The 12,748-nt window shown below is 64.6% G+C and carries 11 protein-coding genes; 7 read left to right on the forward strand and 4 right to left on the reverse strand.

Features of this window, described 5'->3' with window-relative positions; all coding sequences use genetic code 11:
* Positions 1–46: 46 nt before the first annotated feature.
* A complete protein-coding gene (locus tag AV059_RS07800) occupies positions 47–655 on the reverse strand; it encodes an IMP cyclohydrolase (protein WP_058993658.1) in 609 nt (202 codons plus the stop codon).
* 424 nt (positions 656–1,079) lie between these two features.
* On the opposite strand from AV059_RS07800, the gene AV059_RS07810 reads away from it, so the two are divergent.
* Positions 1,080–1,511 carry a universal stress protein gene (locus AV059_RS07810; RefSeq protein ID WP_058993660.1) on the forward strand — a complete coding sequence of 144 codons (432 nt, stop codon included), beginning with the start codon at positions 1,080–1,082 and terminating at the stop codon, positions 1,509–1,511.
* A 25-nt stretch (positions 1,512–1,536) separates the two neighbouring features.
* Here AV059_RS07810 and AV059_RS07815 read toward each other — a convergent pair whose 3' ends face one another.
* On the reverse strand, positions 1,537–2,730 hold the full coding sequence (locus tag AV059_RS07815) for an inorganic phosphate transporter (protein WP_058993662.1): 1,194 nt from the start codon (positions 2,728–2,730) through the stop codon (positions 1,537–1,539).
* Between the two features lie 157 nt (positions 2,731–2,887).
* Here AV059_RS07815 and AV059_RS07820 point away from each other — a divergent pair, with 157 nt between their 5' ends.
* From AV059_RS07820 to leuS, 5 genes are all read left to right on the forward strand, one after another.
* Positions 2,888–4,060, forward strand: a complete 1,173-nt coding sequence (locus tag AV059_RS07820) for a BMP family protein (RefSeq protein ID WP_079990741.1) — start codon at positions 2,888–2,890, stop codon at positions 4,058–4,060.
* A gap of 174 nt (positions 4,061–4,234) precedes the next feature.
* Entirely contained in the window at positions 4,235–5,791 is a 1,557-nt protein-coding gene (locus AV059_RS07825) for an ABC transporter ATP-binding protein (RefSeq protein WP_058993663.1), read from the forward strand.
* Positions 5,788–7,068, forward strand: coding sequence for an ABC transporter permease (locus AV059_RS07830; RefSeq protein ID WP_058993666.1), 1,281 nt, complete (start codon positions 5,788–5,790; stop codon positions 7,066–7,068). Before AV059_RS07825 ends, AV059_RS07830 begins: the two co-directional genes overlap by 4 nt.
* A gap of 10 nt (positions 7,069–7,078) precedes the next feature.
* Positions 7,079–8,125, forward strand: coding sequence for an ABC transporter permease (locus AV059_RS07835; protein WP_058997506.1), 1,047 nt, complete (start codon positions 7,079–7,081; stop codon positions 8,123–8,125).
* Positions 8,126–8,567: 442 nt separating this feature from the next.
* Complete coding sequence (leuS, locus tag AV059_RS07840; protein ID WP_058993668.1) at positions 8,568–11,246, forward strand: leucine--tRNA ligase; 2,679 nt, start codon at positions 8,568–8,570, stop codon at positions 11,244–11,246.
* On the opposite strand, the gene AV059_RS07845 is transcribed toward leuS, so the two are convergent.
* Together AV059_RS07845 and AV059_RS07850 are read right to left on the reverse strand one after the other, a co-directional pair.
* Positions 11,247–11,696: a DUF123 domain-containing protein gene (locus AV059_RS07845; RefSeq protein WP_058993670.1), complete on the reverse strand. Its 450-nt coding sequence runs from the start codon at positions 11,694–11,696 to the stop codon at positions 11,247–11,249.
* An 8-nt stretch (positions 11,697–11,704) separates the two neighbouring features.
* Entirely contained in the window at positions 11,705–11,995 is a 291-nt protein-coding gene (locus AV059_RS07850; RefSeq protein ID WP_058993672.1) for a hypothetical protein, read from the reverse strand.
* Positions 11,996–12,085: 90 nt separating this feature from the next.
* Between AV059_RS07850 and AV059_RS07855 the strand changes: the two genes are divergently transcribed.
* Positions 12,086–12,718, forward strand: coding sequence for a rhomboid family intramembrane serine protease (locus AV059_RS07855; protein WP_058993675.1), 633 nt, complete (start codon positions 12,086–12,088; stop codon positions 12,716–12,718).
* Positions 12,719–12,748: the final 30 nt, after the last annotated feature.

Raw genomic sequence — 12,748 nt, forward strand, 5'->3', positions numbered from 1 at the left:
GTCCTAGCTCAGTATCTGTGTCCGTGGTGCGTTCGCGGTCATCCGTTCACTCCCCGTTGTACACTGCCACGTCGAACTCGCCCGCAGACCCCGCGACGCCGGCCGAACAGACGGCGTGCTCGTACTCGTGGTCGTACATCTCGCGGGCCACCTCGCTGGCGTCGGTCGCGGCCAGATCGAACGCTGTTGGACTGTTCTCCTCGTAGGTCGCCACCAGCGTCGGCTCGGTCACTTCCTTGACGAGCAGCGCGTCCCGACGGACGGTCCCGATGACTGCGCCCGGCCCGTCGGCGGTCGTCGTCGGGTCCGCCGAGTCGACACCGACGATACCGGCGACCCGCGGCGTGTCGTAGTCGTCCTTCTCGAAGTCGAGCGAGAGGAGCGGCTCCGCGATGGCGTCCCGCGCCGGATAGCCCAGTTCGAGCTTTTCGGCGATGGGGTCGACGTGGGAGCCGTTGCCGACGACTGCGCCGTGCTCGGTGACCCGGACCCCGTTGTAGGAGATGTATGGGTTGTCCGTCTCTGGCGCGTCTGGCGTCGGTTCGACGGTCACTGTCCCGTCGCGCTTGACTGCCTGGCGGTTGGGGAACGAGCGCGAGGAGACGCGGTACGCGCCGACCTCGGGACTGACGACGACGAATCGTCCAACGTACATACGCGAGTGTGCACAGCACCCCGAAAAAGCGCTGTCGATGTTTCGCCGTCTGGCGTAGCCATGACGCTATTGTTCTCCTGGCGGTGTTGTGTGGGCTGCTGACACGCTTCATGTCCGATCGAATCGCGCAACGCTTACAAAGGGGCACCCGATACTGTAGAGTGCGCACAGTCCATTGGGGTAGAGGCCAATCCTGAAGCCTTCTGGGGGCTTCGACCCTGGTTCGAATCCAGGATGGACTACTCTTGTCGCGAACAATTCGTGAGCGACAGCGTCGTAATTACTGATTCGAACCCTGCCAGTCGCGCACAGCGAAGCGAGCACGTCTGGCTTCGGTTCGAATCCATGCGGAACAAGTGTGACACACGTCTGGCAAGCACCGGCTTGCCCCTGGCTACTTGTAGCTACCTCCCAGAGAAAACACATGACACCGACACACGTCCTCGTCCCGCTGGACGGGTCACCGCTGGCTGACGAGGCGCTGACGTACGCGCTGGAGACGTTTGACTGCCGGATTACGGTCCTGAACGTCGTTGCGCCGCTCGATACGGGGATGAGCGAAGGCGGCTTACTCGAACCGGACGCGGAGCGCCAAGCGGCCGCCGACGAGCAGGCCAAGAAACTCGTCGACCGGGCGTCACAGCAGGCCAGCGAAGCCGGCCAACAGGTCGAAACAGCCGTCGAGACCGGTGACCCGGCCGAGACGATTCTGGACTACGTCGAGGCGGTCGACGTGGATCAGGTGGTGATGGGAGGCCACGGCGGGACGCGAAACGAGATTGCCCGGCGGTTGCTAGGGACCGTGGCGACAGCGGTCGTTAGCGAAGCGCCGGTGACGGTGACGGTCGTCCGGTAGCACGTGGCCGTCGACCACACCCTTCTCAGACTTGGCTTCCGAGCGCCGCTTCCAGCACCTGATACACGCCGAAGCCGATCACGACGCTGGTGACGAGCGTGATGAGCCAGAACCCGACAGTCACGCCTATTTTCCGGCGAGAGACGCCGGCGGAGCCGCCGGCCAGGCCGCCGCCGATGACTCCGGAGATGATGATGTTGTTGAACGAGATGGGGATGCCAAGCGCGATGGCGGCCTGCGCGATGATGAAGCCGGGGACCAGCGCCGCGATGGAGCGGCGGACGCCGAGTTGCGCGTACTCGCGGGAGGTCGCCTGTAGCAGGCGGGGTGCGCCCATCCACGCGCCGCCGAGGATACCCGCTGCACCGAGCGCCAGCAATACGAACCCGGGCAGGCCGAGTTCGGCGCGGTAGAGGTTCTCCAGCGGGCCGGTTGCGAGGCCGACCTGACTCCCGCCGCTGGAGAAGGCGACGACGCTGCCGAGCACAACGAGAAAGGTCTTGATACCTTTATCGACGGAGGCCTGTGTCTGCAGGCGGATGTAGTAGAAGCTCCCGGCCGCGATCAGTAGCGTCGCGGCGACGGCGGCGATATCCGTGCCGGCGACCATCGCGGCAAAGCCGGCCAGCGAGCCCTGGTCTGTGCCGGCGGGCGAGGGGATGATGCTCAACTGGACGTTGGCGACGATGCCACCGACGACGCTGGCGAGCAGCGGGACGCCGACTGTCTCGGGGATATCGTCCCGGCGCAACACTGTCGCGGTGAGATAGGCTAGGCTCCCCGAGACAGGCGGGACGAGCAGCCAGAATATGGCGATTCGGCGGTAGGTGTCGAACACCGGTTGCCCGCCGAGCGAGAGGCCGACGCCGACCATCGCGCCTGTGGTCGCGAACGCCGCCGGCACGGGGTAGCCCGAGTAGATGCCAAACGCCATGAATCCGGTCGCGGTCAACAGCCCGGCGACGGCTGCGAGCGATGTGATCGTGGCGCCGTCGATAAGGCCGGCACCGACCGTTTCCGAAATGCTCCCGCCCTGGGTCAGTGCCCCCATCGCGGCGAGGATGCCGATCAGGAAGGCGGCGCGCATCGTCGAAATGGCGTTCGCACCGATAGCCGGGGCGAATGGGGGTGAGTTGCTGTTCGCACCGAGCGTCCAGGCTGTCACCAGACCGGTAATCGTCGCGAGGGCGACCAGCGCCCAGAAGACGACGGTCGTCACCGCCTGCTGAGCCCCGCTGGTGTCTGCCAGTTATTGCTGTGTGAACGCGACCAGACTGTCATTGCCAGCCGTTCACACCCTGTACATAAAATGTCCGCGGCGTCGGCGTCGAACTGTGATCGGTCCGCCTTGCCATGATTTGTCGCCGATGTGGCTAATGTGCGACACCGAAGTCTTTAACGCCTATCGACACCGCTGGTGGGACATGTCACAGCGAAGGCGCACGTTCATCAGTAGTGTTGGTACCGCAACTGCAATCGGGTTAGCCGGATGCCTCGGTGGCGATGGCGGCGATGGCAGCGGCGGCGACGGCGGGGACACCGACAGCGACGGCGGGGACGGCGGCGACGGCGACAGCGGCCCGGCCGCTCGCGTCGGCATGGTGTACGCGACGGGTGGGCTCGGTGACGGGTCGTTCAACGACCAGGCCCAGACCGGCGCAATCCGTGCAGCAGACGAGCTAAACATCGAATACGACGAGTCTCAACCGGAAGCGGTACAGGACTTCGGCAGCCTCCAGCAGCAGTACGCGCAGTCCTCGAACCCGAACTACGACCTCGTCTGCTGTATCGGCTTCCTGCAGGCGGACGCCCTCACGGAGACCGCCAGCCAATACCCCGAGCAGAACTTCATGATCGTCGACTCCGTCGTCGAGGCGGACAACGTCGGCTCGTACGTGTTCGGTGAGCATCAGGGCTCGTTCCTGATTGGGCTGATGGCCGCGAAGCTGACCAGTCAGGACTTCTCGGCCGGAGCGGGCTCCACGCAGAGTGACTCCGCGAGCGTCGGCTTCGTCGGCGGTGTCGAGGGTGACCTCATCGGTCGCTTCGAAGCCGGCTACAAAGCCGGCGTCAAGCACGCAGAAGAGGATGTCGACCTCCAGTCAGCCTACGTCGGCGACTTCAACGATCCCTCCGGCGGGCAGGAGGCGGCCCTCTCGATGTACGAATCCGGCGCAGACATTGTCTACCACGCGGCCGGTAACACCGGGACTGGCGTATTCCGGGCGGCTCAGGAGGCTGGACGCTTCGCAGTCGGCGTCGACCGTGACCAGTCGGTCACGAAAGAGAACTTCAGCGACGTCATCCTCGCGAGCATGGTCAAGCGCGTCGACAACGCGGTGTACACGTCGGTCGAATCGGTCGTCAACGGTAACTTCGATGGCGGCGCTGTGAACACCCTCGGCCTCGAACAGAACGGCGTTGAAGCGGTGTACGGTCAGCAGCTCGGTTCGGAGATCCCACAGGACATCAAAGACGAGGTGTCCGAGGTCCGCCAGAGCATCATCGACGGCGACATCAGCGTGCCGACTGATCCCGACAACGCCTGAGACGGATTGCTGGATCGATTTACCGGCACATTCCGGATTTGCGGTCGGAACGATCCGAAAATAATATACAACAATCCGACTGAGTCACCGCGGCCACACACGCAGTTGCCGCATATTTTTGGCAGACATGTGGAACCGTGAAGTTAAAACAACGGGAAGGTAACGGCTCAGAGTATGGAACAGGCCGTCCACCTCGATGGTATTACAAAGCGGTTTCCGGGGGTAGTCGCGAATGACGATGTCGATCTGGCGGTCGAGAAGGGGACGGTTCACGCACTGCTCGGCGAGAACGGTGCGGGAAAAACCACCCTGATGAACGTCCTCTACGGGCTCTACCAGCCCACCGAGGGGACGGTCAACGTGCACGGCGAGACACAGCAGTTCGATTCGCCGCGCGACGCCATCGACGAAGGTGTCGGCATGATCCACCAGCACTTCATGCTGGTCGATCCGATGACCGTCACCGAGAACATCACGCTTGGGAACGAGCCCCGCAAGTGGCTTGGACTCACGGTTGACAGCGAACAGTCCCGAAAACAGGTCCGTGAACTGTCCGAGCGGTACGGGTTCGACGTGGACCCCGACGCCAGAATCGAAGATGTCGGTGTCGGTGTCCAGCAGCGCGTCGAAATCCTCAAAGCGCTCTACCGCGGCGCGGATGTCCTGATTCTGGACGAACCGACGGCAGTACTCACGCCACAGGAAGTCGAGGACCTCTTTCGCGTGCTCGAAGAGCTGACCGACCAGGGCAAGACGATTATCTTCATCACGCACAAGCTCGGCGAGGCGATGGAGGCTGCTGACGAAATCACTGTCCTGCGCGAGGGCAAAAACGTCGGGACGGTGCCAGCCGACGACATCACTCGGGAAGAACTGGCCGAGATGATGGTCGGTCGGGAGGTCCTGCTGGATCTCGACCGGGACCCCGCCGAGCCAGGTCGGTCTATCCTTGAGGTTTCGGACCTCGTCGTGGAGGACGACCGGGGCGTCCGCGCGGTCGACGGTATCTCGCTTGAGGTCCGGGCCGGTGAGGTGCTCGGTATCGCCGGCGTCGATGGAAACGGCCAGTCGGAACTGGTCGAGGCGATTACCGGGCTTCAGATGCCCGACGAGGGAACGATCATGTACGACGACGTTGACCGGACCACCGACAGCCGCCGGGAGCGAATCGAGTCCGGGCTGGCCTACATCCCGGAAGACCGACAGGAGCGTGGACTGGTGATGGACTTTAATCTCGTCGAGAACGGCCTGCTGGGGAGCCAGCACGCGGCCGAATACACCTCGAAGGGGCGTATCGACTGGAACCACACGCGCGACCACGCGGAGGAGATTATCGAAGAGTACGACGTTCGGCCACCGGATGCCAACGCCCACGCGAAGTCCCTCTCCGGCGGGAACCAGCAGAAGTTCGTCGTCGGTCGGGAGTTCGCCCGGGACCCGCGTCTCGTCGTTGCCTCTCACCCCACTCGCGGTGTGGACGTGGGGTCGATGGAGTTCATCCACGACCAGATCAACGCGCTTCGAGAAGCGGGCCGAGCCGTGTTGCTCATTTCCTCGAACCTTGATGAGGTCCAGTCGCTTTCGGACCGCCTCGCTGTCGTCTACGAGGGCGATATCGTCGACATCGTCGACCCCGAGCGCGTGACCGAGGAACAGCTTGGGCTGTTGATGGCCGGGCAGCAACCTGACGCCGTCCCGACCATCGCGGCGAACGGGGAGGGCGATCAATGAGCGATAGCGGCCCGTCGCGGAACGGCGACGACCCGCCGACATCGGACTCAAACGACCGGTGGTCACAGTACCGGCAGCGACTCATCAGGCTGGGCCAGACCTCAGTCGGCGAGCGGATTCTCATCGCCGTCTCGGCGCTGTTGCTCTCTCTCGTCGTTGGGACGGTTATCGTCACTGCCGCGGGACTGCTGGCGACGTGTCGGTCGCCGGTCCTCACGTTCGGTTCCACAACGCTGTGTTACGACCCGTTCTACGTGTTCAACCGACTGTTCCTCGGCGCACTGGGCGACCCCTTCACGGGTGGCTGGTCGCCGCTGAACGCACAGTTCGCGGCGACGCTTCGAGAGACGACGATCCTGGTGTTCACCGGGCTCTCGGTAGCCCTAGCCTTCCGTGCGGGCATCTTCAACATCGGGACGCAAGGCCAGCTCATCATCGGCGCGCTGGCGGCCGCACTGACAGTGCTGTGGGCCGGCTCGCTGGTCTCCGGAACAATCGCGCTCGTTCTGTTCATCCCGCTCGGGCTGCTCGCTGGCGCAATCGGCGGCGGCCTCTACGGTGCGATACCCGGTGCGTTGAAAGCCTACGCCGATGCGAACGAGGTCATTACCACTATCATGCTCAACTTCGTCGCTGTCCGGGTCTCGCTGTATCTCGTCCGGAACCACTTCGCCGACCCGACGAGCCAGGCGACACAGACGCGGACCTTGCCCGTTGAGGGACAGTTCCCCTCGATCCTGTTCGACCCGCGGACGGACTTCTCCTTGCTCGCGCTCCTGATTGCGCTCGTGTTCGTCGGCGGCGTCTACTACCTGCTCGAACACACGGCCTTCGGCTACGACCTGCGGACCGCCGGCATCCAGCCCGCGGCCGCGGAGTACGGCGGTGTCGACTCCGCCCGGACCATCCTCACGTCGCTGACGCTGTCGGGCGCGCTCGGCGGTATCGGCGGGGCCGTGTTCGTGATGATGACGCTCGGGAAGTTCCAGACTGGCATTCCGAGCTACGGCTTCGACGGGATCACCGTCTCCATCCTCGCCGGCAACAACCCCATCGGGGCCGTCTTCGCCGCGCTACTCTTTGGCGTCCTCAAGTCCGGCTCGAACGTGGTGGCGTTCGCGACCAATGTGCCGCCACAGCTGGTCGGCGTCCTCCGGGGACTTATCATCCTGTTCGTCGCGATGCCAGAGTTCTTCCGTATCATCGGCCGGCGGCTCGCAGCACGCGAGCCGGACAGTCCGGCCGCCGCGACCGCAGGGGGTGGTGCTGATGACTGACGACAGCGCCATGGATCGACTCCGCTCGGCTTCGAGTCGAGTCCTTATCGCCGCCGCAGCGTTCCTCACACTGGCTGTACTTGCTGGATTCGGACTCTTCGCGCCGGCGTCGACGCCCGGTCAGATATTCTGGGTCCTAGCCTCGAAATCGACGCTGTCCTCGACATTGCGACTCTCGGTTCCGATCGTGCTGGCCGCGCTGGGCGGCATCTTCGCCGAGAAAAGCGGTATCATCAACATCGGGCTTGAGGGGCTGCTCATCATCTCGGCCTTCGCAGCTATCTTCGGAGCCGACGCCACCGGTTCGCTGTGGCTCGGGTTCCTCATCGGCATCGTCGCCTCGACGCTGCTCGCTGCCGTGTTCGCCGTCGTCTGTATCGAGTTCCGCGCCGACCAGATCATCGCCGGCTTGGCTGTCTGGCTCATCGCACTCGGACTCGCGCCGTTCGCCTCACAGGTGTTCTACGGCGGGCCAAACACCAGCAGCGTCGGGACTTTCGACACGATAACGGTCCCGACGCTGGCCGAGATTCCGTTCTTCGGCGCACTGTTCGACGCCTCGCCCGCCGTCTACATCATGTTCCTCGCCGTGGCGGCGTCGTGGTACGTGCTGAACCGAACCACGTTCGGCCGCTGGGTCCGGGCCGCCGGCGAGAACCCGAAGGCGCTTGACACCGCCGGTGTCGACGTGTCTCGCGTCCGCTACGCCGCCGTGCTCCTCTCCGGCGTCCTTTCGGGGATGGGCGGGGCCGCGCTGGCGATCAATATCGGCCAGTTCACCGGGAACGGCCCGACGATGGTCAACGGCAAGGGATTCATCGCCATCGTCGCGTATCTGTTCGGCAACTACAACCCGGTCGGCGCGCTGCTGTCGACCACGCTGTTTGCCGGCCTTGACGCCGTCCAGTTGCGTCTCCAGACGGCCGATGTCATCGCCGTCCCCGATTCACTGGTCCAGACGATTCCGTTCGTCGCCGTCATCGTCGTGCTCGCTCTGGTGGGCAAGACCCGCCTGCCAGAAGCCGCCGGTGACCACTACGAATCCGGCGAGGAATGAACTAGGAACAATCTTTTCCGGGCTTGTTTCTGCCCGCAGCACTTTATCGAATGCGAACAGCCAGAAAGCCCCTGCCGTCTCGGCTCCCGCGACTCGCTGCGCTCCGGTCGGTGCTTGCGTCGTCGGGATTCGCCGAGACGGCAGCCCCTTTCAGTCCCACCTGTAGATGGTTGCCCAAGCTATGCTGGGTGGGACTGAAAGGGGTGGCTGGCTGAACGACGGCGGACGAAGCAAGGACCGCAACGCAGTGAGTAGCGAGGGACCGAAGGTCCCTCGGACCATGCGAACGGGCGTGAAGCGCCCGTGAGCAGAGACCGCAGCGAGGCCCCCGAGTTCAGCCAACCGGGGCTTTCTGGCTGTACACAGGAGCAGTCCAGTCGGGACCAGCTGCCTTCCCTAGCCGAACACTCATGTGCGCGGCAGGCACAGGACGAGATAGCAAATGTCGCGCCGATATGACCACGCTCGGGTTCAGGAGTACTGGCAGCAGGCCTGGGAGCGGGAGGGCGTTTTCGAGTGCCCGACCGACGCTACGGACCCGACGTACGTGCTGGGAATGTTTCCCTACACCTCCGGCTCGTTGCATATGGGGCACATCAGAAACTACGCCATTACCGACGCGTACGCCCGGTATCGGCGGATGGCTGGCGACGACGTGCTTCACCCGATGGGGTGGGACGCCTTCGGCCTGCCGGCGGAGAACGCGGCCTACAAACGGGACACTGACCCCGAATCCTGGACCCGGACGTGTATCGACCAGATGAAAGACGACCTCCGGGAGATGGGCTTTGGTTACGACTGGTCCCGGGAAACCACCACCTGCGACCCCGACTACTACCAGTGGAACCAGTGGCTGTTCACCCAGTTCTACGACGAGGGGCTGGTGGACTACGGCGCGGCGACGGTGAACTGGTGTCCGGACTGTGAGACAGTGCTTGCTGACGCGCAGGTCGAAACGCCGCCGGAAGCCCATGAGGGCGAGACGACTGCCGGCACCGGAAACAGCCACACCCACGGTGGCGGCGTCTGCTGGCGCTGTGGAACGGACGTCGAACAGCGCGACCTCGACCAGTGGTTCTTCGCCATCACCGACTACGCCGAGGAGCTGTATCACGGGCTTGACGACCTGGAAGGATGGCCTGACGGCGTTCGAGACAGTCAACGTAACTGGATCGGCCGACAAGAAGGCGCGCGCGTCTCGTTTACCGTCAGCCACGACGATCACGACACCGTCGAGGCATTCACGACCCGACTCGACACGGTGTACGGCGCGACGTATCTGGCGCTGTCGCCGGGCCATGACCTCGCGCGAGCGCTGGCCGAGACGGATGACGCCGTTGCCGAGTACGTGGAGTCGGTGGCGAACACGGACGACGCCGGGATGAGCGGCGTCGAGACGGACCTCACCGCGACTCACCCGTACACCGGCGAGGAACTGCCGGTGTACGTCGCGGCGTACGTGCTGGACGACGTTGGAACGGGTGCGGTCATGGGCGTGCCGGCCCACAACGAACAGGACCACGCCTTCGCCGACGAACACGACCTGCCCGTCGAGCAGGCCGTCGAACCGGTCGACGGCAGCGGGACGGACCTGCCACATGCGCCCTACACCGGCGACGGGATGCTCACGGACAGTGGCGAGTACGACGGCCTCGCCAGCTCCGCCGCTCGGGAGCGCCTGCGCGAACACGAGGCCGCCGAGTCCGCGGTGACCTACCGCCTGCGGGACTGGCTCATCTCCCGCCAGCGCTACTGGGGGACACCGATTCCCATCGTCCACTGCGACGACTGCGGCCACGTCCCGGTTCCGGAAGACGACCTCCCGGTGGAACTGCCCGACTACGTCCAGACCACGGGGAACCCACTCGACGCGGCCGACGAGTGGAAGCAGACGACCTGTCCCGACTGCGGGGCCGACGCGGTGCGGGAGACGGATACGATGGACACGTTTGTCGACTCCTCGTGGTACTTCCTCAGGTATCTGTCGCCGCACTTCGCGGACGCGCCCTTCGACCAGAAAACCGCCGACGAGTGGCTCCCGGTCGACGTGTACGTCGGCGGCGAGGAACACGCAGTGTTGCACCTCCTCTATATACGCTTTTTTGCCCGGGCGCTCTCGGACATCGGTCTGCTTGACCGCGAAGAACCGGTTGAGCGGCTCATCAATCAGGGCACAGTGCTTCACAGCGGCGAGAAGATGTCCAAATCGAAGGGCAACGACATCGCGCCCCATGAGTACGGGGCCGAGACGACGCGGCTGTTTGTCCTCTCGGCGGCCCACCCCTCGCAGGACTTCGAGTGGACCGTGAAGGACGTCTCGACAGCCTACGACTTCCAGCAGACGCTGTACCGCCTTGTCACGGAATACACCGACCGAACGGAGACACGGACCGAGAGCACCGACCACGACGCGTACTTAGAGCGGGAAATCGACCGGACTATCGCGGCCGTTACCGAGGAGTACGACCGCTTTCGCTTCCATCGCGTTATCGGCGAGATACAGCGCTTCGCCCGCCTACTGGGGCGCTACGCGGGCTACGACCGGCCGTACCAGTTCGCCTATAGCCGCGGCTTGCGTGTGCTCGCTGGCCTAGTTGCCCCGATTGCGCCGTTCCTCGCCGAAGAGATGTGGCAGCTGCTCGACGAGGACGGCCTCGTCGCCGAGAGCCGGTGGCCGGAACCGCTCCGTGACGTGGACGACTACCGCATCGAGCGGCAGGTCGTTCGGCGAACGCTCGACGACGTGCGCGAGATCACGGAGGTCGTCGACATCGACGAACCGAACGAGATCGAACTCGTCGTCGCCGCCGACTGGAAGTACCGGGCCTACGAGATCGCCCGCGAGTCCGACCCCGACGACGCTATCGTCGGTGAAATCATGGCTGACGAAGCGATCAAACAGCACGGCGACACAGCCGCCGATTTCGCCGACCGGTTGGCCGACCGCGGGGCGGGACTCGAACCAATTATCGACGGCGAGCGCGAACTCGACACGCTCCAGCAGGCCGCGTGGCTGTTCGAAGACGAGTTCGCCTGTGACGTCGTCGTCCGGCGGGCCACGCCCGACGACGACCTCGCGGCCAAAGCGCGACCGAACAAGCCCGCGATTCACATCTCCTGACTACTCGGTCGCGGCTCCTGTCTCCTCTCGGGCGTCCTTGTGGGCATCAGTCACCGCGTCGACCAGTTTCTCCCGCTGCTCGTGGTGTATCAGGTGCGAACGACAGTCACAATCAGAACAGCCGAAGGCGTCGACGCGGTCGAACCCCACCGCTGTCGGCCCGTCAATCTGCTTGGCGACGGCGCATTCGATATCGGCCTCGGTTGTGACGACCCGGTCGACGGTCGTCGCCGCGTCACCGAGCAGGTAGTCGATGTGCCAGTGCCGGGTGTCGTTGTCGCCGGCAGCGACTGCGCGGTGGCGGTCGATGCGGCCGAAGCCGCCGCTACCCAGCGCGCTCCCGGTGTAGGCGTACCAGCCTGCCGGGAACGTGATTTCGCCCAGCGCGCCGACCTCGATTGGTCTGCTGGTGTCCCGTTCGAGAACCAGCGTGTAGGTTCCGCCAGGCATGCGCCCCCTCAGGTCCCGATATCGGGATCAGCGGCGAGTTCGCCGAACCCGTCGATACGGAACGTCCGGGAGTCGGTGCAGTCCTCGTTTTCAGCGGCGAGTTCGCCGACGATCCAGTTGAACCGGCGCTGAAATCCGTCGTAGGGCGCGGCCGCGAGTAGGTCGGTGACGCGGTCGCTCGTCAGGTCCTCGTCGTACTCCTCGGCGAAGTCGGCGATGTTCTCGGCGGCCGTCTGTGCGATTTCGTCGTCGGTCTCGTCTGCGAACGCCGCGGTGAGGGCGTCGGTCAGTTCGGACATACACGACATAACGCGACGATGCCACGTATGCGTTCTGAAACGGGGGGCTGTCCGAGCGTTTCTTGTGTCGAGAGCGACAATATCGGTACAATGAAGCCGCTGCGACAAAGCCCAACCGTGGTCACGCTGGCGGTCATCGTTGCTGTGTTCCTCGCACAGCAAGCCGTCGGCGTGGTGACCGCCCCGCGGAGCCTGTTCGCCCTCTCGCCCCCGCTGTTCAGTCGTCCCTGGACGCTTGTCACCAGTGTGTACGCACATGCTGGCCTGTCGCATCTCATCGCAAACGCCGTCGGATTGGCGCTCGCCGGTGTCGTCCTCGAACGTCGGACGTCGCCGCTCCGGTTCCACGCTTTCTTCGTCTCGACCGGTGCACTCGCCGGGGTTTCGCAGGTCTCGATAACCAGCCTTGTCGGCCCGCTCGTTCCCGGGATGGTCAGCCACGTCTCCGTCCTCGGGGCCAGTGGCGCTGTGTTTGCGCTCTTTGGATATCTGCTTGCCGCCAACCGCCTGACCGACACTGTCATCGGCGGGTTCGAACTCGCGCCGCGCGTCCAGTTGGTGCTGGCTGGCGTCGTCGCCGCTGCGATCACGCTCGCCACTGCGAACCCCGGCGTCGCGCTCATCGCACACTTCACCGGCCTTTTGTTGGGGTTTCTCGCCGGGCGCGTCCACCTGCTGCGGCCGACAGACTCGCCACAGACGCCCGAAGCCGCGAACTACTGACCGGTATGCCGTCGTTCTGGGATAGCTGCG

Origin of the sequence: Haloarcula sp. CBA1127 (assembly GCF_001485575.1) — an archaeon.
In the GTDB taxonomy this organism is placed as follows: Archaea; Halobacteriota; Halobacteria; order Halobacteriales; family Haloarculaceae; genus Haloarcula.